The 26,492-nt window shown below is 72.8% G+C and carries 6 protein-coding genes; all 6 read left to right on the top strand.

Annotated elements, in window-relative coordinates; translation table 11 throughout:
* The first annotated feature begins 5 nt into the window (after positions 1-5).
* The 6 genes from ACFY3V_RS38880 to ACFY3V_RS38855 all read left to right on the top strand — a co-directional run bounded on the left by ACFY3V_RS38880 (position 6) and on the right by ACFY3V_RS38855 (position 26,417).
* Positions 6-7,709: an SDR family NAD(P)-dependent oxidoreductase gene (locus ACFY3V_RS38880; RefSeq protein WP_389780349.1), complete on the top strand. Its 7,704-nt coding sequence runs from the start codon at positions 6-8 to the stop codon at positions 7,707-7,709.
* A 152-nt stretch (positions 7,710-7,861) separates the two neighbouring features.
* On the top strand, positions 7,862-8,662 hold the full coding sequence (locus ACFY3V_RS38875; RefSeq protein WP_389780346.1) for an ABC transporter ATP-binding protein: 801 nt from the start codon (positions 7,862-7,864) through the stop codon (positions 8,660-8,662).
* Positions 8,662-11,220, top strand: coding sequence for an FtsX-like permease family protein (locus ACFY3V_RS38870; RefSeq protein ID WP_389780344.1), 2,559 nt, complete (start codon positions 8,662-8,664; stop codon positions 11,218-11,220). The genes ACFY3V_RS38875 and ACFY3V_RS38870 overlap by 1 nt, the downstream gene beginning before the upstream one ends.
* Before the next feature lie 426 nt (positions 11,221-11,646).
* The gene (locus tag ACFY3V_RS38865) at positions 11,647-12,945 is read left to right on the top strand and encodes an activator-dependent family glycosyltransferase (protein ID WP_389780343.1); all 1,299 of its coding nucleotides are present in this window, start codon (positions 11,647-11,649) and stop codon (positions 12,943-12,945) included.
* 131 nt (positions 12,946-13,076) lie between these two features.
* The gene (locus ACFY3V_RS38860; RefSeq protein ID WP_389780341.1) at positions 13,077-19,685 is read left to right on the top strand and encodes an SDR family NAD(P)-dependent oxidoreductase; all 6,609 of its coding nucleotides are present in this window, start codon (positions 13,077-13,079) and stop codon (positions 19,683-19,685) included.
* Between the two features lie 63 nt (positions 19,686-19,748).
* Positions 19,749-26,417: an SDR family NAD(P)-dependent oxidoreductase gene (locus tag ACFY3V_RS38855; protein ID WP_389780338.1), complete on the top strand. Its 6,669-nt coding sequence runs from the start codon at positions 19,749-19,751 to the stop codon at positions 26,415-26,417.
* Positions 26,418-26,492: the final 75 nt, after the last annotated feature.

The following is a 26,492-nucleotide window of genomic DNA, read 5'->3' as shown; positions in this document are numbered from 1 at the left end:
TGCTGGTGACGGGTGGTACGGGGTTGTTGGGGGGGTTGGTGGCGCGGTATTTGGCGGGGGTGTGTGGGGTGGGTCATGTGGTGTTGGTGAGTCGGCGGGGGCGTGGGGCGGCGGGGGTTGAGGAGTTGGAGGCGGAGTTGGTGGGGTTGGGGGCGCAGGTGAGTGTGGTGGCGTGTGATGTGGCCGATCGTGAGGGGTTGGCGGCTGTGTTGGCGGGGATTCCCGCGGATCGGCCGTTGACGGGGGTGGTGCACACCGCCGGCGTTCTCGACGACGGTGTCATCGAGACGTTGACTCCCGAGCGGGTGGACGCGGTGTTGCGGCCGAAGGTGGACGCGGCGTGGAACCTGCACGAGCTCACCCGTGACCTGGACCTGTCGGCGTTCGTGATGTTCTCCTCGGCCGCCGGAGTCTTCGGTGACGCGGGACAGGGCAACTACGCCGCCGCCAACGTCTTCCTCGACGCGCTGGCGGCGCACCGCAGGGCTCAGGGGCTGGCCGGGCTCTCGCTGGCCTGGGGTTTCTGGAACCAGCGCAGCGGCATGAGCGCCCATCTGGACGACACCGACATCGCGCGCATGGAGCAGTCCGGTGCCCGAGGCCTCTCCTCCGAGGAGGGGATCGCCCTGTTCGACGCGGCCCGCGCCTTCGACGAGCCGCTGCTCGTGCCGATCCACCTCGACCTCACCGCGCTGCGGGCAGGGTCCGCCGCGCCACCGGCGTTGCTGCGAGGACTCGTCCGCGCCCCGGCCCGCCGCGAGGTGACGGCGTCCGCCACCCCCGCGTCCGGCGGTGGCTCTCCCCTGCGACGGCAGCTGGAAGGACTCCCCGAGGCCGAGCGGGACCGCGTGCTCGTCTCGCTGGTCCGTACGCAGGCCGCCACCGTGCTCGGTCACACCGACGCCGACTCGGTGCCGCCGGGTCGCGCCTTCAGGGAACTGGGCTTCGACTCGCTCACCGCGATCGAGCTGCGCAACCGGCTCAACACCGCCACCGGCCTGCGCCTGCCCGCGACCCTCGTCTTCGACTACCCGACCCCCGAGGTCCTGGCCGAGCACCTCAGGGGCAGACTGCTCGGAGCCGGGGTCTCCGCCGCGCACGCCGAGCCGCCCGTACCGGTCTCGGCGCCCGCGGACGACGATCCCATCGTGATCGTCTCCATGAGCTGCCGCTACCCCGGCGGCATCGACTCGCCGGAGGCGCTGTGGCGACTGCTGGCCGAGGGCGGGGAGGCCGTCTCCGAGTTTCCCGCCAACCGGGGCTGGGACCTGGAGCGGCTCTTCGACCCCGACCCCACCCGGCACGGCACCAGCTACGCGCGCGGCGGCGGCTTCATGCACGACGCGGGCGAGTTCGACGCGGGCTTCTTCGGTATCTCGCCGCGCGAGGCCCTCGCCACCGACCCGCAGCAGAGGCTGCTGCTTGAGGCGTCCTGGGAGGTGCTGGAGCGCGCGGGGATCGCCCCCGACGCGCTCAAGGGCAGCTCCACCGGCGTGTTCGTCGGAGCTTCGAGCACCGGATACGCCACCGGGCTGGCGAAACTGCCCGAGGGCGTCGAGGGCTACCTGCTCACCGGCAACTCCAGTTCGGTGATGTCCGGCAGGGTGGCCTACGTACTCGGCCTCGAAGGCCCCGCCGTCACGGTGGACACCGCCTGCTCGTCGTCGCTGGTGGCACTCCACCTCGCCTGCGACTCCCTGCGACGGGGCGAGAGCACGCTCGCGCTGGCCGGCGGTGTGACGGTGGTCTCCACTCCCGAGCTCTTCGTGGAGTTCAGCCGCCAGCGCGGCCTCGCCCCCGACAGCCGGGTCAAGTCCTTCGCGGACGCCGCGGACGGCACGGTCTTCTCCGAGGGCGTCGGCATGGTCGTCCTGGAGCGGCTGTCGGACGCGCGTCGTAACGGTCATCCGGTGCTGGCGGTGGTGCGGGGCAGCGCGGTCAACCAGGACGGTGCCAGCAACGGCCTGTCGGCCCCGAACGGCCCCTCCCAGCAGCGCGTCATCCGCCAGGCGCTCACCAACTCCCGTCTCGCGCCGTCAGACGTCGACGCCGTGGAGGCGCACGGCACCGGCACCACGCTCGGCGACCCGATCGAGGCCCAGGCGCTGCTCGCCACCTACGGTGAGGGCCGCTCCCCGGAGCATCCGCTCTGGCTGGGCGCGATCAAGTCCAACATCGGCCACACCCAGTGCGCCGCCGGGGTCGCGGGCGTCATCAAGATGGTGCTCTCCATCCACAACGGCATGCTCCCGCGTACCCTCCACGTGGACGCGCCCACCTCCCACGTCGACTGGTCGGCGGGTGCGGTGTCGCTGCTGACCGAGCCCGTCGAGTGGCCGGAGAACGGTCACCCGCGCCGCGCGGGTGTGTCGGCCTTCGGTATCAGCGGTACCAACGCCCACGTCATCATCGAGCAGGCCCCCGCCGCTGTCGGAACCGACACCGACAGCGGCATCGGGGGCGACACCGGTGCCGAGGTCGAGGAGTTCGCTGGCGGGTTGCCGTTGCCGTTCGTGGTGTCGGCGCGCAGCGAGGAGGCGTTGGGTGCGCAGGCCGCGCGTCTGGCCGGGCACATCGAGGAGCGGCCGGAGATCGATCTGCTGGATATGGCGTACTCGCTGGCGACGACGCGTGCTGCCCTCGATCATCGTGCGGTGGTGGTGGGCGGGGATCGTGGGAGTGTGGCAGCTGGGTTGTCGGGGTTGGCCGACGGTTCGGGGTCGGGTGTGGTGCGGGGTCGGGCGAGTGGTGGCCGGGTGGCGGTGTTGTTCACCGGTCAGGGCAGCCAGCGGGCCGGGATGGGCCGTGAGCTGTACGACCGTTTCCCGGTGTTCGCGACCGCGTTGGACGAGGTGATCGCGGAGCTGGATCCGCTGCTTGAGGGGTCGTTGCGGGAGGTGTTGTTCGCCGAGCCGGGGTCGGCGCAGGCGGAGGCGCTGGATCGGACCGGCTGGGCGCAGCCGGCCCTGTTCGCGGTGGAGACCGCGCTGTTCCGGTTGGTGTCCTCGTGGGGGGTCCGTCCGAACGTGCTGGCCGGGCACTCGATCGGAGAGATCGCGGCGGCTCATGTGGCCGGTGTGCTGTCCCTGCAGGACGCGTGTGCGTTGGTGGCGGGTCGGGCGCGGTTGATGCAGGCGTTGCCTGCCGGTGGGGCGATGGTGTCGGTGCGGGCCTCCGAGGAGGCAGTCGTCGAGCTGCTGGCCGGGCGTGAGGGTGAGGTGTCGGTCGCGGCGGTGAACGGTCCGTCCTCGGTGGTGATCTCCGGCGTCGAGGAGGCGGTGCTTGAGGTGGCCGCCGCCCTGGAGGAGCGGGGAGTTCGGGCGAAGCGGTTGCGGGTGTCGCACGCGTTCCATTCGCCGTTGATGGACCCGATGCTGGAGGACTTCCGCACCCTGGCCTGGACGCTCACCTACGATTCGCCACGGATTCCGATCGTGTCGACCCTGACCGGGGAGCAGGCCACGGCTGAGCAGCTGTGTTCGCCGGAGTATTGGGTTCGGCATGTGCGTGAGGCGGTGCGGTTCGCCGATGGGGTGGGGGTGTTGGCTTCTGCGGGGGTGGAGACGTTCGTGGAGGTGGGGCCGGAGGGGGTGTTGTCGGCGATGGGGCAGGAGTGCCTGGCCGGTGACGGTTCCGGTGGTGCTTTCGGTGATGGGCCGGGGGTGGCTGGTTCGGGGTCTGGGGCGGTGTTCGTGCCGGTGATGCGCCGGGATCGTGGTGAGGCCGCGGAGTTGGTCACGGCGTTGGGCACTTTGCATGCGCGGGGGGTGGTCGTTGACTGGGAGGCGTTCTTCACCGACGCCGCCACCGCCGCGTCCGTCGCTCCTGCCGATGTGACCGCCGAGAGCGGCACGGCCACGGGTGCGGTCGCCGTGGACGGCGCCGTGGCGCGTGCGAGGAGGGCGCGCAGGGTGGAGTTGCCGACGTACGCCTTCCAGCACCGCCACTACTGGCTGGAGACCGGCGACCTCACCGCTGACGCGTCCGGTTTCGGACAGGTGCCCGCCGAGCATCCCCTCCTCGGCGCGGTGGTGGCGTTGCCCGACTCCGGCGGCGCCGTGCTGACCGGACGTGTCTCGCTGATCAGCCACCCCTGGCTGGCCGACCACACCATCCTGAACACCGTCATCGTGCCGGGTACGGCCTTCGTCGAGCTCGCCGTCCGCGCGGGAACCCAGGTCGGCTGTGACACCGTCGAGGAACTCACCCTGGAGACCCCGCTGGTCCTTCCAGGCAGGGAGGGCGTCGCGCTCCAGGCGGTCGTGGGAGGCGCCGACGACTCCGGCCGCCGCCCGCTGTCGCTGTACTCGCGGACCGGTACGGGCGACGAGCCGTGGACCCGGCACGCCACCGGCCTCCTCGCGCCGTCCGGCCCGTCCGGCGACTTCGACCTCGGCGAGTGGCCGCCACCCGGCGCCGAGCCTGTCGAGCTCACGGGGCTCTACGAGCGACTGGCCACCGAGGGGGCCGGCTACGGCCCGGCCTTCCAAGGGCTGCGCGCCGCCTGGCGACGGGACGGCGAGGTGTTCGCCGAGGTCGCGCTGCCCGAGGGCGTCGCCGCCGACGCCGCGCTCTTCGGCGTCCACCCGGCCCTGCTGGACGCCGCGCTGCACGCCATCGAACTCGGCGAACCGGCCGAGCCCGGCAGGCCCGTCGAGCTGCCGTTCGCCTGGAACGGCGTCGCCCTGCACGCGACCGGCGCCTCGTCGGTGCGGGTGAAGGTCTCCAGGAACGGTTCCGACACCGCCTCGCTCCAGGTGGCCGACGGCACCGGTGCCCCGGTGGTCACCATCGGGTCGCTGGCCATGCGCCCGGTCTCCGGCGAAGGGCTCGGTGCCGCCCGCGACTCGCTGTACCGGGTGGACTGGACGGCGGTGCCCGTCGTCGAGGGCGACGGAGAGTGGGTCGTCCTCGGGGCCGAGGACGACCGGCTGGGCCGGGCGCTGCGCTCGGCGGGACTCGACGTCTCCTTCGTCGCGAACCTCGACGCGTTGCGCGCCATGCCCGTCAGGCCGAAGACCGTACTGGTCCCGGCCCTCTCCGGCGGGGACGGCGGTGCGGCGGAGACGGCGAGGACCGCGACACTGCGCACCCTGGACCTGCTCGGCACCTGGCTCGCCGACGACCGCCTCGCCGGGACCAGGCTGGCCGTGGTGACCCGCGGCGCGGTCAGGACCGGCTCCGGCGACGGCCCGCCCGACCTCGCGCAGGCTCCGCTGTGGGGTCTGGTCCGCGCGGCGCAGGCGGAGAATCCGGGCAGGTTCCTCCTCCTGGACGTGGACGGCTCCGACGACTCCCACCGCGCGCTGCCCGGCGTGCTGGACGTGGGCGAGTTCGAACTGGCACTGCGCGACGGCCTGGCCATGGTGCCGCGTCTGGCCAGGACCGGCTCGGCGGGCCTGCTGACACCACCGGCCGGCGAGGGAGCCTGGCGGCTGGAGGTGACCAGGCAGGGCACGCTGGACAACCTCGCGCTGTCCGCGTGCGACGCCCGTGATCGGCCGCTGGAGCCCGGCGAGGTGCGCGTGGCGATCCGCGCCGGCGGCCTGAACTTCCGTGATGTCATGATCACCCTCGGCATGTATCCCGGCCGGGCCGATCTGGGCGCGGACGCCGCCGGGGTGATCACCGAGGTCGGACCCGGGGTGGTCGGCCTCGCGCCCGGCGACCGCGTGATGGGCCTCATCGACGCCTGCTTCGGCCCGTACGCGGTGGTCGACCACCGGATGGTCGTGCCGATCCCGGCGGGCTGGTCCTTCGCCGAGGCGGCGTCGGTACCCGCCGTGTTCGCCACCGCCTACTACGGCCTCGTGGACCTGGCGGACCTCAAGGAAGGGGAGTCGGTGCTGGTCCACGCGGCGGCCGGTGGCGTCGGCATGGCGGCCGTCCAGCTCGCCGCTCACCTGGGCGCCGAGGTGTTCGGCACGGTGAGCGACGGCAAGCGGGACGCGCTGCGGGCCCTGGGCGTCCCCGACGACCGCATCGCCTCCTCCCGCGACCTGGACTTCAGGAGCCGCTTCCTGGAGGCCACCGGTGGCCGAGGCGTCGACGTCGTGCTCAACTCGCTGGCCCGGGAGTTCGTGGACGCCTCCTTGGACCTGCTGCCGCGCGGCGGCCGGTTCGCCGAGATGGGCAAGACCGACGTGCGATACCCGGCGGAGGTCGCTGCGCAGCATCCCGGAGTCGACTACCGGGCGTTCGACCTCTCCGACGTCGGCCCCGACCGGACCGCGGAGATCCTGGCCGAGTTGGTCCGGCTGTTCGAACGGGGTGTGCTCACCCCGCCGCCGATCCGCACCTGGGACGTACGCCGCGCGCCCGAGGCGTTCCGGTTCATGGCGCAGGCCAGGCACGTCGGCAAGCTCGTGCTCACCGTGCCCGCGCCGCTCGACGGGAACGGCACGGTGCTCGTCACCGGTGGCACCGGCGGTCTCGGCGCCCTCGTCGCGCGGCACCTCGTCACCGGTCACGGAGCCCGCCACCTCGTACTGGCCGGTCGGCGGGGCATCGACGCCCCTGGTGCCGAGCGGCTCCGCGACGAACTGACCGGGCTCGGAGCCGAGGTCACCGTCGCCTCGTGCGACGTCTCCGACAGGGAGGCCCTGGCCGCGCTTCTGGGCGACCTGCCCGGCGGCCACCCGCTCACCGCGGTCGTCCACACGGCCGGAGTCGTGGCCGACGGCGTCATCGGGTCGCTCTCGCCCGGCCAGGTCGACACGGTCTGGCGGCCGAAATCCGACGCGGCCTGGCACCTGCATGAGCTCACCCGCGGCCTCGACCTGTCCGCGTTCGTGCTCTTCTCCTCCTCGGCGGGCACGCTGGACGGTGCCGGGCAGGGCAACTACGCGGCGGCGAACGCCTTCCTGGACGCACTGGCCGAGCACAGAAGGTCCGCGGGCCTGCCCGCGGTCTCCCTCGCCTGGGGCATGTGGGCACCCGAGATCGGCGGCATGACGGCACAGCTCGGCGAGACCGACCTGCGCCGGCTGCGTGCCTCCGGCCTGCTGCCGCTCACGGCCGAGGCCGGGATGGCGTTGCTCGACCGGTCGCTCGACTTCGGGGAGGCCACCCTGGTCCCCATCCGGCTGGATCTGGCGGCCCAGCGCTCACGGGCCGAGGCGCTTCCTGCGATGCTCCGCGGCCTGATCACCACCAGGACTCGCCGGGCGGTCCGCGAGGCGGCTTCGGCCCCGGTCGAGCAGTCGTTGCGGCAGCGACTGGAGTCGCTGTCGGCCACCGGCCGCGACCGCCTGCTGCTGGACCTGGTGCGCACCCACGTCGCCGCGGTCCTCGGACACCTGGACGGTGACGCGGTCGATCCGCTCAGGCCGTTCAAGGAGCTGGGTTTCGACTCGCTGACCGCTGTGGAACTCCGTAACCGGCTCGCCGCCGCCACCGGCGTGCGGCTGCCCGCGACCCTCATCTTCGACTACCCGACCCTGGCCTCGGTCGCCGACCACATCAGGACCGAACTCGTCGCCGACGAGCCGCCCTCGGCGACGTTGGAGGCGGAGCTCGCCAGGCTCGAACACGCGATGGAGACCGCGGCGCCCGATCCGGTGGAGCACGAGAGGATCACCGGCCGGCTGCGCGCGCTCACCTCCAGATGGATCGAGACACACCGGAGGGAGGCGACGACGACCGGTGGGACCGAGTTGGAGTCGGCGACCGCGGACGAACTGTTCGACATCCTCGACAGTGAGCTGTGACGGGCTTCGACCTGGGATGGACTCCTCGCGCCCCGCGCGAGGAGGTCCTGCCCCGGGACATCCGGGCCCTCACCGCCACCCGTCGCAGGGATGAGCCGTATGGCCCCTCCGGCCGATGTGCCGACTATCAACCGCTGATTACGCTTCGGCCTATGGACAGCGAAGGGTTCCGCGCGGAGAGTCAGGAAGTCGAGGAGATCGTCCGGCTCGACTCGGTGCAGAAGACCTACCGGAGCGGAGCGGACGTCGTCGTCGCTCTGGGAGGTGTGACGATCGGATGCCCGCGCGGCAGCCTCACCGCGATCATAGGGCCGTCCGGGTCGGGCAAGAGCACGCTGCTGCAGTGCGCGGCCGGGCTCGACAGGCCGACCTCGGGAACGGTGACCCTCGCGGGGAGGGAGCTGAACGGGCTCGACGAGGCGGCGTTGACGGAGTTGCGCCGTGAACGGATCGGCTTCATCTGCCAGAAGTTCAACCTGCTGCCCGCACTGGACGTGGAGGAGAACGTCGTCCTGCCCCTCTCCCTGGCGGGCAGGGCCGCCGACCCTTCGCTGCTCGCCGAGGTGATGCGCAGGGTCGGGCTGACCGACAGGACGCGCCACCGGCCGTACGAACTCTCCCCCGGACAGCGCCAGCGGGCCGCCATCGCCCGTGCCCTGGTCACCCGCCACCCGGTGATCTTCGCCGACGAGCCGACCGGCGCGTTGGACGCCCGCGCCACCGAGAGTGTCCTCGGGCTGCTGCAGGAGGCCGTGCACGAGGGCGGCCTGACCGTCGTCATGGCCAGCCACGACCCGCTGGTCGCCTCCTACGCCGATCGCGTCGTCTTCCTCGCCGACGGCCGCGTCGTCGACGAGCGGAGCCTGCCGATGGACAGGGCGGTGGTCCAGAGGATGTCCCACCTCGGCATCTGGGACAGGCCACCGAGGCCAGAAGGGGGGAACGTCGGCTGATGTGGCGTCTCGCCCTGCGCACGCTGTCCTTCCGCAAGGATGTCTTCGCCGCCGTCTTCACCGCGATGCTCCTCGGTGCCGTGATCGTCTCGGCTGCCGGTGCGCTGATGGAGACCGGCATTCGGGGGAAGGTGCCGCCCCAGCGCCTGGCGGGGGCGCCGATCGTGATAGTCGGTGACCCGTCCTATCCGCTGCCCAAAGCCGACATTCGAGACGAGGACACCGAGTGGACGCGTTTGACCGAACGCGTGCGGCTCGGTGTCAGCCTGCTCGACACCCTGAGGGCCGTCCCCGGGGTGGACCGGGTGATCGGCGACCTGTCGTTCCCCGCCACGGTCCTGACGGGGGATCGGCCCGCGGGCGTCGGGCACGACTGGAGCTCCGCCCGGCTCGCGCCGTACGAGCTGGGCGCCGGCACGCCGCCGGGGAGTTCGGGAGAGGTGGTGCTCGACGCCACGCTGGCCCGGCGTTCCGGCGCCGGGGTGGGAGACCGGGTCGAGGTCGCGGTCGGCGGCGTCGCCGAGACCTACCGGGTCACCGGTGTCGCCGCGCCCGCGGACGGTCGCGCGATCACCGAGGCCGCGATGTTCTTCTCCGCGTCCGACGCCCGGCGCCTGGCCGGGCACCCCGGCACCGTCGACGCCGTCGCGGTCCTGCCCGCCCGGGGGATCGACACCGGGGTGCTCCACTCGCGGATCCAGGCCGCGCTGCACGGTCACATGGCGACGGCTCTGGTCGGTGACGACCGCGGACTGGCCGAGTTCCCCGAGGGCAGGGACGGCGGCGAGAACCTCGTCGTCATCTCCGGGGTGACCGCGGGGACGACGCTCCTGGTCGCCGCACTCGTCGTGGCGGGCACCCTCGGCATGTCGGTCGAGCACCGCAGTCGGGAGATGGCGCTGCTGAAGGTGATGGGCACGTCCCCGGCGCGGATCCGGCGCATGGTGTCCGGGGAGGGGATGACGGTCTCCGGGCTCGCCATCGTGCCGGGCTGCCTGCTCGGCCCCTATCTCGGGCACTGGTTGTTCGGGCGGTTGGTGGCCGACGGGCTGGTTCCCGAGGTCATGCCGTTCCAGCAGGGCTGGATCCCGGTCGTGGCCGCCATCGCGACGTGCCTGCTCGCCGCCGCGGCGGCGGTGTTCCTTCCGGCGAGGCGGGCGTCGATGATCCCGGCCGTCGAGCGGCCCGCCGGCACCGTGCCCCAGCGGCGGCCGCTCGGCCTGGTGCGATCGGCGATCGCGCTGGTCTGCCTCGCCGGCGGCGTGGCGCTCGCCGTCTCGGCGGCGGTGGCGCCCCGCCCACCCGGGGGGATCGCCGTCTGTCTCACCGTGGTCGCGCTCTCCGTGGGGCTGACCCTGGTCGCCCCTCGCATGACGGTGGCGATGACCGAGGCCCTGCGCCGGCCGGTCCGCGCGGTCTTCGGCCAGCCGGGGCACCTCGCCATCCTCAACACCCGGGCGCGGACCGTCCGGGTGGCCGCCGCGGCCACACCCATCATGCTCGTCACGGCAATCGCCCTGGCCAACGTCTACCTCCAGATGTCCCCGGCGGGCGTGGCCGAGCGCGCGTACGTCAGGGACCTGCGCGCCGACGTCGTGCTCACCGCGCAGACCGGCGGCCTGGCCGCCGACATGCTCGGCCGGGTCCGGTCGATCCCGGGTGTCGCGGGGGCCTCGGAGTTCGTGACCGGCACCGTGTTCCTGGAGAGCCCGTACGACGACTGGCAGGGCGAGGACGGATGGCCGGTCCGGGGGATCACCGCGGAGGGCGCCGAGCACGTCATGAAGCTCAGGCTCACCGCCGGTACGCTCACCGGGCTGCGCGGGCACAGCGTCGCGCTGGCCGAGGGGCACGCCCGGCAACTCGGCCGCGGCCTCGGCGACACGGTCAGGATCCGCCTGGGCGACGGACACGCGGCCGAGTTGAGGGTGGTCGCGCTGCTGTCGGCGAGGGCGGGTGCCGAGACGGTCCTGATGCCCGCCGACCTGCTGGCCCATCACACCACGGCCGGCCGGCCGCCCCAGATCCTCGTGCGCGCGGTCTCGGACGGAGACGTCCCCCGGGTGGCCGCGGCCCTGGCCGGGGTGGCGCGAGCCGTGCCGGGGCTGCGGGTGAGCGGCGACGACGTGTTGTCCGGCCCGCACACCGAGCGGCAGCGGACGCGGGCATGGGTGAATCACCTGCTCATCGGGACGACACTCGCCTTCGTCGTGATCTCGGTGATCAGCACCCAGGCGGCGGGCGCGGTACGACGGCGCAGGGAGTTCAGGCTGCAACGGCTGATCGGTTCCAGCCGGGGGCAGATCCTGCGGATGATGGGCGTCGAGGGGGTCCTGGTCGCCGTCATCGGCGTCGTGCTCGGCACCGCGTGCTTCGTGCCCTTGCTGCTGCCCTTCACCGTCGCGGTCAACGGCTCCCCGCTCCCCTCTGGACCGGTGTGGCTCTACGTCATCGTGGTCTGCTCCGTCGGCCTGTCCGCGCTGATGGGAGCTCTGTCGCCCGCGTGGATCGTCACCCGTCCCCGCCGCGTCCGCTCCGCCGACTCCGGGGGCTCCTAGCGGGTCAGGGGGCGCCGGCTTCCGGCGCCTGCCTTCCCCTCCGCCGGCCCGCGTGGCCCCGGTCGCGAGGGGTTGTCGCGCGGTGTTCCAGCCGGGGTTCACCGTCTAGGGGGAGGGGAGTACGACACCCCCTCCTCTCGCCGTCCCGGTACGTCTCCACATGCCCTGACCTGGCCGTGCCGCCGGCGGCCGACCCGGAAGCCCGGGTTCTCCTCAGGGGAGGCTGAGGGGTGCGCTAGGGGTCGGTTTCATCGCACCGACATAGGTAGCGTGCTACTTGGTTCGGCATGGAAAGCGGCGGACAGCAGTTTTCCCACCTTCTGGAATCGGTGCGGGTTATCCGCGACCGCGAAGCACGAAGACGAATTCGCTGATCTCGCGGTAGGCAGTCTGATCTCGTTTGAATGAAATCCGGAGGAAATCTTCATGCGTGTCCTTTTCACCCTGCATGCCGCGAACGCCCATCTCTTTCTGGTGGTACCGATCGCGTGGGCGCTGAAGGCCGCCGGCCACGAGGTGATCGTCGCCACCCAGCCGGACATCCTCGACGAGGTCACCCGGACCGGTCTGACCGCGGTATCGGTGGGTGAGATGTCCAACGTGGCCGAGCGGCTCGCGGCCGTCCCCGTCGACCAGCAGATCTTCGGTTCCGGCTACGACATCGCCGAGGAGCGGCCCGACGTCCTCACCTACGAGTACGTGCGCGACTGCATGGCCTCCTTCGCCTCACCCCTCGCCTTGGATTTCATCACGGACGAGTCGATGTACGACGACCTCGTCGCCTTCTGCCGCCACTGGCGTCCCGACCTGGTGGTCTGGGACTCGATCACCTTCCCCGGCCCGGTGGCGGCCCGAGCCTGCGGCGCCGCGCACGTCCGATCGACCTTCGGCAGGGACCACTGGGGACGGATGCGCTCGCTGTTCCTGCGGTTGAGGGAGACGCGGCCGGGGCACCCCGTCGAGGACCCGGTGGCCGACTGGGTCACCGCGAAGCTGGCGAGGTACGGCTGCGAGTTCCGCGAGGACACCATCCTGGGCCAGGCCACCATCGACTCGATGCCGGTCTGGACGCGCTTTCCCGTCGAGCACGACTACCTGCCCGTCCGTTTCGTCCCCTACAACGGCCCCGCGGTCTTCCCGGACTGGCTGCGCGAGGCCGGATCCGGGCGGCCCCGGGTCTGCTTCACCCTCGGCGTGTCAGGGCGCGAGGTGTGGGGCGGGAACGGCAGCATCGGAGCCGCCGACCTGTTCGAGGCCGTGGCCGACCTCGACCTCGAACTGGTCGCGACCCTCAACACCGCCCAACTCGATCCGGGGGAGAAGGTTCCGGACAACGTGCGGATCGTCGACTACGTCCCGCTCAACTCCCTGCTGCCGGGTTGCGCGGCGATCGTCCATCACGGCGGCACCGGGACGTTCGGGACCGCGATCGCGCACGGGATTCCGCAGCTCGTCGTCCCCGCGAAACTCTACGACGAGGCGGGTATGGCCCGGCGGCTGGCCGCCGAGGGCGCGGGCCTCGTCCTTGAGCCGGAGGACCTCTCGGCGCGGACGCTCAGGGAGAACCTGCTGCGCCTGATCGACGAGCCGTCGTTCAGGGAGAACGCGACCCGGCTCGGGGGCATCGCCGAGGCCACCCCGGCCCCGCACGATCTCGTACGCGACCTGGAAGGGCTGGTCGCCCGCCACCGGGCGGAGAGCGGCGAGCCGACGCCGGCCGGCTGAGGTTCGCCGGCGATTCACCGGAACGCCGAACACGGGCCGCCCCGCGACGCGAGCGCCCTTTTCCTTTACGCCTCGACCCGAGACGCACGGTTCGACCGGGTGAGGCCTCCGAACGGTCTGACAGGGGTGACGTGGTGGAGAACGACGGCAAACTTCTCGATTATCTGCGGCGGGCGACGACCGATCTGCGAGAGGTCAGGCAAAGGCTGCGAGAGGCCGAGCGCAGGGAGACCGAGCCCATCGCGATCATCGGGATGAGCTGCCGGTTCCCCGGGGGTGTGGACAGCCCGGAGGCGCTGTGGCGACTGCTGGCCGAGGGCGGCGACGCCATCTCCTCGTTCCCCGAGGACCGTGGCTGGGACGTCGACGACCTCTACGACCCCGACGCGGACCGTCCGGGCAAGAGCTACACGTGCTCGGGCGGCTTCCTCTACGACGCGGCGGGGTTCGACCCGGACTTCTTCGGGATCAACCCCCGGGAGGCGGTGGCGATGGACCCCCAGCAGCGGCTGCTGCTGGAGACCGCCTGGGAGGCGTTCGAGGACGCGGGGATCGATCCGCTGTCCGCGCGGGGCAGTGCCGTCGGCGTCTACGCGGGGGTGATCTACCACGACTACGGCTCCAGGGCCCGCGTCGTCCCCGACGAACTCGGCGGCTACATCGGCAACGGCAGCGACGGCAGTATCGCCTCCGGGCGGGTCGCCTACGTACTGGGCCTGGAGGGGCCCGCGGTCTCGGTGGACACCGCGTGCTCCTCGTCCCTGGTGGCGCTGCATCTGGGGGTTCAGGCACTGCGTCAGGGCGAGTGCTCGATGGTGCTGACGGGCGGCGTGACGGTCATGTCCACGCCGAGCACCTTCGTGGAGTTCAGCCGCCAGCGGGGCCTCGCCCCCGACGGCCGCTGCAAGGCCTACGCCGCCGCGGCGGACGGCACCGGCTGGGGCGAGGGCGTGGGCATGCTCCTGATGGAACGCCTCTCGGACGCCCGGCGCGCCGGACACCCGGTCCTGGCGGTCATCCGCGGCTCGGCGATCAACCAGGACGGCGCCAGCAGCGGGCTGACCGCGCCGAACGGACCCGCACAGCAACGGGTCATCCGCCAGGCGCTGGCCAACGCGCGTCTGTCGGCCGCCCAGATCGACGCCGTCGAAGGACACGGCACCGGCACCGGCCTCGGCGATCCGATCGAGGCGCAGGCGCTGCTCGCCACGTACGGGCGGGAACGCCCCGAGGGCAGGTCGCTCCGCCTGGGCTCGATCAAGTCGAACATCGGCCACACGCAGGGGGCCGCCGGCGTCGCCGGTGTGATCAAGATGGTGCTGGCGATGCGGCACGGCGTCCTGCCCCGTACCCTGCACGTGGACGAGCCCTCACCGCACGTCGACTGGTCGGCCGGTGACGTCACGCTGCTGACCGAGGCCGAGACCTGGGAGAACGGCGGCGCCCCGCGCAGAGCCGGTGTCTCCTCCTTCGGAGTGAGCGGCACCAATGCGCACGTCATCCTGGAGGAGGCTCCACCGCTCACGCCGGAGGCCGCGGACGGTACGGAGAACGCGGGCGGTACGGAGAACGCGGGCGGTACGGAGAACGCGGGCGGTACGGACAAGGAGGGCGACGTCGCCGGCGGGTACGGCTCATCCCCTGTGCTGCCCTGGGTGATCTCGGGAAAGGGCGAGGAGGCGCTGCGTGCCCAGGCGGAACGCCTCGCGGCGCACGTGGACGCGGACGCCGGGCTGTCGCCGGTCGACGTCGGGCACGCCGCCGTCACCTCCCGCGCGGCCTTCCCGCATCGCGCCGTGGTGGTCGGCACCGGCCGTGCCGACCTGCTGGCGGGCGTGCGCGCCGTCGCCGGACACGACGCCGCGCCGAACGTCGTGCGCGGCGTCGCCGTCCCCGACCCGAGGGTGGTGTTCGTCTTCCCCGGGCAGGGAGCGGCGTGGGCGGGGATGGCCGTCGAGCTGATGGACTCCTCACCGGTGTTCGCCGCCCGGATGGCCGAGTGCGCCGACGCGCTCGCGACCTTCGTCGACTGGAAGCTCGTGGAGGTGCTGCGCGGCGAGCCGGGCGCGCCACCGCTGGGACGGATGGACGTGGTGCAGCCCGCGCTGTGGGCCGTCATGGTCTCACTGGCCGAGCTGTGGCGCTCGTACGGTGTCGAACCCGACGCCGTCGTCGGTCACTCGCAGGGAGAGGTCGCCGCCGCCTGCGTGGCGGGCGCGCTGTCGCTGGAGGACGGCGCCCGGGTGGTCGCGCTCCGCGGCCTCGCCATCGGCGAGGAGTTGTCCGGCCACGGGGGGATGATGGCGGTCTCGCTCCCGGCCGAGCGGATGCGGGAACTGCTGGCACCCTGGGGCGACCGCGTGGCGGTGGGCGCGGTTAACGGTCCCGGATCCGTGGTGCTCTCCGGCGAGACGCAGGCCCTGGACGAGTTGCTGGAGCGGCTGGTGGCCGAGGGCGTCCGCGCCAGGAAGGTCCCCATCGACTATCCGTCGCACTCGGCCTACATGGAGCCGCTCAGGGAGCGGATCCTGGCCGACCTGGAAGGGATCACCCCCAGGTCGGCGGAGGTGCCCTTCTACTCCACGGTGACCGGCGAGCCGATCGACACCGCGGAGCTCGACGCCGGTTACTGGTACGCCAACCTCAGGCGGCAGGTGCGCTTCGAGGAGGCCACCCACGCGCTGGTGCGGGAGGGGCACGGGCTGTTCATCGAGATCGGCCCCCATCCGGTGCTCACCGTGGGCGTCCAGGAGACCGTGGACGCCGCGGCCGGTACCGCGGTCGCCGTCGGCTCCCTGCGGCGCGACGAGGGCGGCATGAACCGGTTCGTCACCTCGCTGGCCGAGGCGTACGCGCACGGGGCGCCGGTGAACTGGGAACCGTTGTTCGCCCCCCACGACCCTCGCCCGGTGAAGCTCCCCACGTACGCCTTCCAGCGCGAGCGGTACTGGCTGGACGCCACCGACGCGATCGACCTGGCGTCCACCGGCCTGACCGCGGCCGGTCACCCGCTGCTCGGCGCGGCGGTGACATCGGCGGGAACCGGCGAGGTCCTGCTGACCGGACGGCTGTCGACGCGCACGCACCCGTGGCTCGCCGACCACGCCGTGGCGGGCACGGTGCTGCTGCCGGGTACGGCGTTCGTGGAGCTGGCGATGCGTGCCGGTGACCGGGTGGGGTGCGGGACGGTGGACGAGCTGACGCTTGAGGCACCGCTGCCGCTGAGGGAGGGCGGCGTGCAGGTGCAGGTGTCGGTGGGGGCGTCGGACGAGACGGGCCGCCGCCCGGTCACCGTCCACTCCCGCCCCGAGGGCACCGACGACGAGGCGGACGCGCCCTGGACCCGGCACGCCACGGGTTTCCTCGTCGCCGACATCCCCTCAGAGCCCTTCGACCTGGCCGAGTGGCCTCCGGCGGGTGCGACGGCACTGGAGGTGGACGGCCTGTACGAGCGGCTGGCGGGCCAGGGGTACGAGTACGGCCCGCTGTTCCAGGGGCTGCGGGCGGCTTGGCGGCGCGGCGAGGAGATCTTCGCCGAGGTCGCCCTCCCCCAGGACGCGCGAGGAGAGGCGGGGAGGTTCGCCCTGCACCCGGCGCTGCTGGACGCCGCCCTGCACGCCGAGGCGCTGCTGGATGGCGGGTCCGGCGAGGTGAGCCTGCCGTTCGCCTGGTCCGGCGTCTCCCTGCACGCCGAGGGGGCCGCCGAGCTGAGGGTGCGTCTGTCGCCCGCCGGCACCGACACGGTCTCGCTCCGGCTCGCCGACGTCTCGGGGAGCCCGGTGGCCTCCGTGGAGTCCCTGCTGTCGCGCCCCCTCTCGGCGGACCGGCTTTCCGCGGCGGCCGACGCCCGCCGCGACTCCCTCTTCCGGGTGGACTGGACGGTGCCGCCACTCGCCGAGATCCCCGCCGGGCAACGGTACGCGGTGCTGGGCGCCGACGGGATCGGGCTGGCCGAGGCGCTGCGCGCGACCGGTGCGGAGATCGAGGAGTTCGAGGATCTGGGGTCGTTGGCGGCCTCCGAGGTCGTTCCGGATCTGGTGTTCGTCCCCTTCCAGCCTTCCGAGGGGGAGGAGGACGGAGATGTCGCGGCTCGGGTACGGGCGGCGACGCACCGGGCTCTGCGGCTGGTGCGGGAGTGGCTGGCCGAGGAGCGGTTCGGGTCGGCGCGGCTGGTGGTGGTGACCCGTGGCGCGGCAGCCGTGCACGGCGACGACGTCACCGACCTGGCGGGCGCCGCGGCCCTTGGCCTGCTGCGCGCCGCCCAGGCGGAGAACCCGGGCCGCCTCCTGCTGGTGGACCTCGACGAGAGCCCCGTTTCCGGTACGGCGTTGCTCACCGCGACGACCCCGGACGAGCCGCAGGTGGCCGTACGTGATGGAAAGGCGTGGGCGCCGCGCCTGGCGCGGGCGGCGGGCGGGGACGGGCTCGCGGTGCCGGCGGGGGTGGCCGAGTGGCGGCTGGACGCGCCGGTCAAGGGGAGCCTGTCGGACCTGGCGCTGGTCCCGCACCCCGCGTCCGGCAGGACGCTTGAGCCGGGAGAGGTGCGGATCTCCGTCCGCGCCGCCGGGATGAACTTCCGCGACGTCGTCGTGGCGCTCGGCATGGTGCCCGAGCGCGATGTGCCGATGGGAGGCGAGGCCTCCGGCGTGGTGCTGGAGGTCGGTGCCGGGGTGGACGACCTGGCGCCCGGTGACCGGGTCTTCGGCCTGCTGGACGGCGCGTTCGGCCCGGTGGGGGTGACCGACCGTCGGCTGCTCGCGCCGATTCCCCAGGGCTGGACCTTCGAGCAGGCGGCGTCCGTCCCCGGCGTGTTCCTCACCGCCTACCACGGCCTGAGGCACGTGGCCCGCCTCCAGCGGGGGGAGTCGGTGCTGGTGCACGCGGGTGCCGGTGGGGTGGGTATGGCGGCGGTGCAGCTGGCGCGGTATCTGGGGGCTGAGGTGTTCGCGACGGCGAGTCCTGCCAAGTGGGGGGTGTTGCGGTCGTTGGGGCTGGATGAGGAGCACATCTCCTCGTCGCGGGATCTGGACTTCGAGGAGCGTTTCCTGGGGGTGACGGGTGGTCGCGGGGTGGATGTGGTGCTGAACTCGCTGGCGCGTGAGTTCGTGGACGCCTCCTTGCGCCTGCTGCCCAGAGGCGGCCGGTTCGTCGAGATGGGCAAGACCGACATCCGTGACGCCGCCGCGACCGGCGCCGCGTATCCGGGGGTCGAGTACGCGGCCTTCGACCTGATCGACTCCGGCCCCGACCATATCCGCGACATGTTGGCGGAGGTGCTCGGGCTGTTCGGGCGGGGGGTGTTGCGGCCGTTGCCGGTGCGGTCGTGGGATGTGCGGCGGGCGCCGGAGGCGTTTCGGTTCCTGGCGGGGGCGCGGCATGTGGGCAAGGTGGTGTTGCGGATGCCGCAGGTGTTCGGTCCGGGGGGGACGGTGCTGGTGACGGGTGGTACGGGGTTGTTGGGGGGGTTGGTGGCGCGGTATTTGGCGGGGGTGTGTGGGGTGGGTCATGTGGTGTTGGTGAGTCGGAGTGGGCGGGGGGCGGCGGGGGTCGAGGAGTTGGAGGCGGAGGTGGTGGGGTTGGGGGCTCAGGTGAGTGTGGTGGCGTGTGATGTGGCCGATCGTGAGGCGTTGGCTGCTGTGCTGGCGGGGATTCCCGAGGATCGGCCGTTGACCGGGGTGGTGCACACCGCCGGCGTCCTCGACGACGGGCTGGTCCAATCCCTCACCCCGGAACGGGTGGACGCGGTGCTGCGGCCCAAGGTGGACGCGGCGTGGAACCTGCACGAGCTCACCCGTGACCTGGACCTGTCGGCGTTCGTGATGTTCTCCTCGGCCGCGGCGGTGCTGGACGGGGCGGGGCAGGGCAGCTACGCCGCCGCCAACGCCTTCCTCGACGCGCTGGCGGCGCACCGCAGGGCTCAGGGGTTGGCCGGGCTCTCGCTGGCGTGGGGTTTCTGGAACCAGCGCAGCGGCATGACCGGCCATCTCGCCGACGCCGACGTGGAGCGGATGGCCCGCTCAGGACTGGTCGCCCTGTCGTCTGAGGAGGGGATGGCCCTGTTCGACGCGGCCCGCGCCTTCGACGAGGCGCTGCTCGTGCCGATCCACCTCGACCTCGCCGCGCTGCGCGGCGAGAACGGCCTGCGCTCCGCGCTGTTGCGGGGCCTCGTCCGCGCCCCCGCCCGCCGGGTCGTCCGGGCCGTGGGAGGCGTCACCTCCAGCGCCTCCGGTCTCGAACAGCGCCTGGCGGGTCTGTCGGAGGACGAGCAGCTGGCCGCGCTCGTCAAGCTCGTCTGCGCCGCGGCCGCCGGGGTGCTCGGGCACACGAGCGTGGACTCGGTGGAACCCGAGAGGGCGTTCAAGGAGCTCGGGTTCGACTCGCTCACCGCCGTCGAGCTGCGCAACCGGCTCGGTGGTGCCACCGGGCTGCGCCTGCCGACCACCCTGGTCTTCGACTATCCCAACCCCAGCGTGCTCGCCGAGCACATCAGGGACGAGATCGCCCCGCCCGCCGCCGACCCCGCCGCGTCCGTCCTCGCGGAGGTCGACCGGCTGGAGACCCTCCTGTACGCGAGGAACGGCGGGGACACCGACAAGATCACAGCCCGGCTGCGGGCGCTGCTCCGCAAGTGGGACGACACGCACGGCGACCCGGTGGAGGCCGAGCCCCGGCAGGACTTCGAGTCGGTCACCGACGATGAGCTCTTCGCGGTCCTCGACGGGGAACTCGGCGCCTCCTGACGGCGCCTCCCGACGGCGCACCCCATGACGAATCCCTACTGCCCCGAGGCTGGTTGACGTCCGATGCCGAATGACGACAAGCTGCGTGACTACCTCAAGCGTGCCACCGCCGACCTGCAGCACACCCGACGCCGCCTGCGCGAGGTGGAGGCCAGGGAACGTGAGCCGATCGCGGTCGTGGCCATGAGTTGCCGCCTGCCCGGTGGAGTGAACAGCCCGGAGGAGCTCTGGCGGCTGGTCGCGGACGGGAAGGACGCCATGTCCGGGTTCCCCGGCGACCGGGGCTGGGACCTGGACCGGCTCTACCACCCCGACCCGGACATCCCCGGCACCACCTACGCCCGCGAGGGCGGGTTCGTCGCCGACGCCGGCGGTTTCGACGCGGGCTTCTTCGGGATGAGCCCGCGCGAGGCGCTGGCGTCCGACCCGCAGCAGCGGCTGCTGCTGGAGACCTCGTGGGAACTGCTGGAACGGGCGGGCATCGATCCCGCCACGGTGAAGGGCAGCCGGACGGGCGTCTTCGTCGGCGCGGCCTCCAGCGGGTACGGCATCGGCCAGGGTGTCTTCCCCGCGGGGGTCGAGGGTCACCTGCTGACGGGCACCTCCACCGCCGTCATGTCCGGGCGGATCTCCTACACCCTCGGTCTTGAGGGACCCGCGGTCACCGCCGACACCGCCTGCTCGTCCTCGCTGGTGACCCTGCACATGGCGTGCGAGTCCCTCAGAAGGGACGAGTGCTCCATGGCCATCACCGGCGGCGTCACGATCATCTTCACTCCCGAGATCTTCGTGGAGTTCAGCCGCCAGCGCGGCCTCGCCCCCGACAGCCGGGTGAAGGCCTTCGCCGCGGCCGCCGACGGCACCGCCTTCTCCGAGGGGATCGGCCTGCTGCTGCTGGAGCGGCTGTCGGACGCGCGTCGTAACGGTCATCCGGTGCTGGCGGTGGTGCGGGGCAGCGCGGTCAACCAGGACGGTGCCAGCAACGGCCTGTCGGCTCCGAACGGCCCCTCCCAGCAGCGCGTCATCCGCCAGGCGCTCGCCAACTCCGAACTGGTGGCCGCCGACGTCGACGCGGTGGAGGCGCACGGCACCGGCACCATGCTCGGCGACCCGATCGAGGCCCAGGCGCTGCTCGCCACCTACGGTCAGGAGCGCCCGGTCGATCGTCCCCTGCGGCTGGGTTCGGTGAAGTCCAACATCGGCCACACCCAGGCCGCCGCCGGGGTGGCGAGCGTCATCAAGGTGGTGATGGCTCTCCGGCACGGCCTGCTGCCCAGGACCCTGCACGTCGACGAGCCCACCCCGCACGTCGACTGGTCGGCGGGTGCGGTGTCGCTGCTGACCGAGCCCGTCGAGTGGCCCGAGAACGGTCACCCGCGCCGCGCGGGAGTCTCCGGTTTCGGTATCAGCGGCACCAACGCCCACGTCATCATCGAGCAGGCCCCCGCGCCCGTCGACACCGAGATCGAGGGGGCTCTGCCGTTTCCGACGGCGGAGCTCGCCGGGGGATTGCCGTTGCCGTTCGTGGTGTCGGCGCGCGGCGAGGAGGCGTTGGGCGCGCAGGCCGCCCGCCTGGCGGCATTCGTGGAGGAGCGCGAGGACCTGAGGCCGCTGGACATCGCGTACTCGCTGGCCACCGGCAGGTCCGCCTTCGATCATCGTGCGGTGGTGGTGGGCGGGGACCGTGGAAGTGTGGTGGCCGGGTTGTCGGCGGTAGCCGGTGGTTCGGGTGTGGTGCGGGGTCGGGTGGGTGACGGCCGGGTGGCGGTGTTGTTCACCGGTCAGGGCAGTCAGCGGGCCGGGATGGGCCGGGAGCTGTATGGGCGGTTCCCGGTGTTCGCGGCGGCGTTGGACGCGGTGATCGCGGAGCTGGATCCGCTGCTTGAGGGGTCGTTGCGTGAGGTGGTGTTCGCCGAGCCGGGGTCGGTGGAGGCGGAGTTGCTGGATCGGACCGGGTGGGCGCAGCCGGCTCTGTTCGCGGTGGAGACGGCGTTGTTCCGGCTGGTGGAGTCCTGGGGAGTGGCGCCGGATGTGCTGGCCGGGCACTCGGTCGGGGAGATCGCGGCGGCGCATGTGGCGGGGGTGTTGTCGCTGCAGGACGCGTGCGTGTTGGTGGCGGGTCGGGCGCGGTTGATGCAGGCGTTGCCTGCCGGTGGGGCGATGGTGTCGGTGCGGGCCTCCGAGGAGGCAGTCGTCGAGCTGCTGGCCGGGCGTGAGGGTGAGGTGTCGGTCGCGGCGGTGAACGGTCCGTCCTCGGTGGTGATCTCCGGCGTCGAGGAGGCGGTGCTTGAGGTGGCCGCCGCCCTGGAGGAGCGGGGAGTTCGGGCGAAGCGGTTGCGGGTGTCGCACGCGTTCCATTCGCCGTTGATGGACCCGATGCTGGAGGACTTCCGCACCCTGGCCAGGACGCTCACCTACGACCCGCCGCGGATTCCGATCGTGTCGACCCTGACCGGGGAGCAGGCCACGGCTGAGCAGCTGTGTTCGCCGGAGTACTGGGTGGAGCAGGTGCGTGGTGCGGTGCGGTTCGCCGATGGGGTGGGGGTGTTGGCTTCTGCGGGGGTGGAGACGTTCGTGGAGGTGGGGCCGGACGGGGTGTTGTCGGCGATGGGGCAGGAGTGCCTGGCCGGCGACGGTTCCGGTGACGGTGCTGGTTCGGGGGTGGGGTCCGGGGCGGTGTTCGTGCCGGTGATGCGCCGGGATCGTGGTGAGGCCGCGGAGTTGGTCACGGCGTTGGGCGCCTTGCATACGCGGGGGGTGGCCGTTGACTGGGAGGCGTTCTTCACCGACGCCACCACCGCGGCCGGAGTGGGGAGACCACGCCGGGTCGAACTGCCCACCTACGCCTTCCAGCACCGCGACTACTGGCTGCACGTCCCCACCTCCGGCGACCCGGAGTCCGTCGGCCTCGACACGCCGGGTCACCCCCTTCTGGGTGCCGCCGTCGAGCTGCCCGACTCCGGTGGACACCTGTTCACCACCCGTCTCTCGGCCCGTACCCACCCGTGGCTCGCGGACCACGCGGTGGGCGAGACGGTGCTGTTCCCCGGCACCGGGCTGGTGGAACTCGCCGTCCGCGCCGGAGACCAGGTCGGTTGCGACAGGATCGAGGAGCTCACCCTGGAGGCCCCGCTGGTCCTGACCGGCCAGAGCGGTGTCCAGGTGCAGGTCGTGCTCGGCGCGCCCGACGACTCCGGGGCCCGTGCGATCAGCGTCTACGGACGTGCCGAGGAGACCGCGGCCGACGAGGCGTGGACCCGGCACGCCACCGGCCTCCTCACCGCCTCGGGCACCGCCGGAGACTTCGACCTCGGCGAGTGGCCGCCGCCCGGTGCCGAGCCGGTGGAGACGGACGGCCTCTATGACCGGCTCGTCGACCTCGGCCTCCGCTACGGTCCGGCCTTCCGCGGCCTCAGGGCGGCCTGGACGCGTGGCGACGAGGTGTTCGCCGAGATCGCGCTGCCCGAGGGCGTCGCCGCCGACGCCGCCCTCTTCGGCGTCCACCCGGCCCTGCTGGACGCCGCCCTGCACGCCCTCGCCCTCAGTGACGCCTCGACGGAGCACGCCGCGCTGCCGTTCACGTGGTCGGAGGTGGAACTGCACGCCGCCGGGGCGTCAGGGCTGCGGGTGCGGGTGGTGCCGACCGGAGGCGACTCGCTGCGCCTGGAGGCGGCCGACCAGGCCGGGCGTCCTGTCGTGTCGATCGGCTCGCTCGTACTGCGGCCCATCGGTTCCGCCGACCTCGCCGGCGCACGCACGGACCCCGGGCGTTCGCTGCACCGGGTGGAGTGGGTCCCGGCCGAGGCCGGGACCGTACCGGTGCGGGAGTGGGCGCTGCTCGGCGGCGACGTCCCCGCCGCGGGGGAGGCGCTGCGCGCGGCCGGGATCTCCCCGGCCTCCTACGCCGGGATCGAGGAGCTGGTCGCGGCCCTCGACTCCGGTGCGACCGTTCCCGACGTCGTCCTCGTGAGCGCGGAGAGCGCCGGCGGGACCCTCGCTCATGACCACGCTCACGCCGCCGGACCCCACACCGACACCGAGATCGACACGGAAACCGGCACGGAGGCTGTGGCGGGGGCCGTCCGCTCGGCCGTTCAGCGGGCGCTGGACCTGGCTCGGGCCTGGTCGGCCGACGACCGCCTCGACGACTCCCGGCTGGTCTTCGTGACCCGGGGAGCGGTCTCCGCCGGGTCCGGGGAGAGCGCCCGTGACGTCGCGGGCGCCGCGGTGTGGGGCCTGGTCCGTTCCGCCCAGGCGGAGAACCCGGACAGGTTCGTCCTGGCCGACCTGGACGGTCATGCCGCGTCGGCGGGACGGCTCCCCGCCGCGCTCGCGACCGGCGAGCCGCAGGTGGCGCTGAGGGAAGGAGGAGCCGTGCTGGCCGCCAGGCTCGTCCGGGCGACCGGCGCCGGGCTCGTGCCGCCCGAGGGCGCCGCCTCCTGGCGGATGGACAGCCTGGACAAGGGCACCCTGGAGAATTTGGCCTTCCTGGACGCGCCCGCGGCCGTCGCCCCGTTGGCACCGGGACAGGTCAGGGTCGAGCTCCGCGCCGCCGGGGTGAACTTCCGGGACGTGCTCAACGCGCTCGGCATGTATCCGGGCGAGGCGGGCGCGATGGGCCTCGAAGGAGCGGGCCGCGTCGTGGAGGTCGGTCCCGGCGTCACCGCGTTCGCCGAGGGCGACCGGGTGATGGGCATGTTCGACGGCGGCGCGTTCGGCCCGCTGGCCGTCACCGACCACCGCCAGCTGGTCGCCGTGCCCGGCGGCTGGACCTTCGCCCAGGCCGCGTCGACGCCGGTCGCCTTCCTCACCGCGTACTACGCGCTGGTGGACCTGGCGGCCCTGAAAGCGGGGGAGAAGGTGCTGATCCACGCCGCCGCGGGCGGAGTGGGCATGGCGGCCGTGCAACTCGCCCGGCATTTCGGAGCCGAGGTCTACGGAACCGCCGGAACCGGCAAATGGGACGTCCTACGCTCCATGGGGCTGGACGAGGCCCACATCTCCTCCTCACGCACCCTGGACTTCGAATCCTCCTTCCTCGCCTCGACCGGCGGGGGAGGGGTCGACGTGGTGCTCAACTCGCTGGCGGGCGACTTCGTCGACGCCTCGCTGCGGATGCTGCCACGCGGCGGCCGGTTCGTGGAGATGGGCAAGACCGACGTTCGCCCGCCCGAGGCCGTGGCCGCCGAGCATCCCGGCGTCCGCTACCGCGACTTCGACCTCGTCGAGGCCGGGTACGATCGGATCGGGGAGATGCTGCGTGCCCTCCTCGACCTGTTCGAGCGGGGGGCGATCCGGCCGCTGCCGGTGGTCGCCTGGGACATCCGCCGCGCCCCCGAGGCGTTCCGCTTCCTGTCGCAGGCCAGACACGTCGGCAAGGTCGCGCTCACCATGCCCGTCCCGCTCGCCCAGGACGGCACCGTGCTGGTGACCGGCGGCACCGGCGGCCTCGGCGGCCTCGTCGCCCGCCACCTCGTGACCGCCCACGGCGTCCGCAACCTCCTGCTGACCAGCCGTGGCGGTCCCGCCGCCCAGGGGGCGGAGCGGCTGCGTGCCGAACTGACGGACCTGGGGGCGAACGTCGAGATCGTCGCCTGCGACGCGGCCGACCGGACCGCCCTGGCGAAGCTGCTGGCCGGGGTGCCCGCCGGGCACCCGCTCACCGCGGTGGTGCACGCCGCGGGCGTACTGGACGACGGGACGATCGCCTCACTCACCCCCGACCGGGTGGACAGGGTGCTGCGCCCCAAGGCGGACGCCGCGCTGAACCTGCACGAGCTGACCCGCGACCTCGACCTGTCGTCGTTCGTACTGTTCTCGTCGGTGGCCGGCACGTTCGGCAGCACCGGGCAGGGTAACTACGCCGCGGCCAACGCGTTCCTGGACGCGCTGGCCGGGCTGCGGCGCGCGCGGGGACTGCCCGCGCTCTCGCTCGCCTGGGGCCCGTGGGCCGAGGTCGGCGGCATGCTCGGTACTCTCACCGACGCCGACATCGGCCGGATGGCCCGCGACGGTGTCGTGCCGCTGACACCGGAGGAGGGCCTGGCCCTGCTCGACGCCGCGGCGGGCAGGCCGGAGTCGGCGCTGGTGCCGATCCGCCTCGACGCCAAGGCACTGGCGGCCAAGGGCGACCGGCTGCCGCCACTGCTGCGGGGTGTGGTGCGCGCGCCGGCCCGCCGTACCGCGACGGCCGCCGGGGGCGGGCAGACCGGCGCGGACCTGCTCGCCGGCCTGGCCGCGCTCCCCGCGGCCGACCGTCACCGGATGCTGCTCGACCTGGTGCGGGCCGAGGTCGCCGCCGTGCTCGGCCACACCTCCACCGACCAGGTGGAGGCCGACCGGGCCTTCGACGAGATGGGCTTCGACTCGCTCACCTCGGTCGAGTTGCGCAACCGGCTGAACACCGCGACCGGCAGGCGGTTGCCCGCCACGCTGGTGTTCGACTACGCGAACCCGACCGCCCTCGCCGACTACCTGCGCGCGGAACTGGTGCCGGACGAGGCGCCGACCGAGGCACAGGTCCTGCGGGAACTCGACCGGCTGGGCCGGGTGCTCACCGAGATCACCCCCGACGAGGAGACGCGGTTCACGATCGCCACACGTCTGGGAGGTCTGCTGGCCCAGTGGCGCGGAGACAGGCCCGAGCCGGACGGAGCAGGCGCGGCCGTCGGCGAGGGCGTGGAGTCGGCGAGCGCCGACGAACTGTTCGCACTGATCGACAAGGGGCTCTGAGCCCAGTGTTCCCGAATGTTCCTGCCGTGATGAACGGTCTCTCCGTACCGAACGCCCCAGCGGTGGGCGCCCGGC

Source organism: Streptosporangium sp. NPDC000095 (assembly GCF_042899335.1).
Classification (GTDB): domain Bacteria; phylum Actinomycetota; class Actinomycetes; order Streptosporangiales; family Streptosporangiaceae; genus Streptosporangium.
This window is presented reverse-complemented; position numbering and strand designations above follow the sequence as displayed.

Bases quoted from the DNA above. Each gene is read 5' to 3' on its own strand.
- ACFY3V_RS38875 (WP_389780346.1), top strand. From the start codon at position 7,862: ATGGACAGCGAAGGGTTCCGCGCGGAGAGTCAGGAAGTCGAGGAGATC.
- ACFY3V_RS38870 (WP_389780344.1), top strand. From the start codon at position 8,662: ATGTGGCGTCTCGCCCTGCGCACGCTGTCCTTCCGCAAGGATGTCTTC.
- ACFY3V_RS38865 (WP_389780343.1), top strand. From the start codon at position 11,647: ATGCGTGTCCTTTTCACCCTGCATGCCGCGAACGCCCATCTCTTTCTG.
- ACFY3V_RS38855 (WP_389780338.1), top strand. From the start codon at position 19,749: ATGCCGAATGACGACAAGCTGCGTGACTACCTCAAGCGTGCCACCGCC.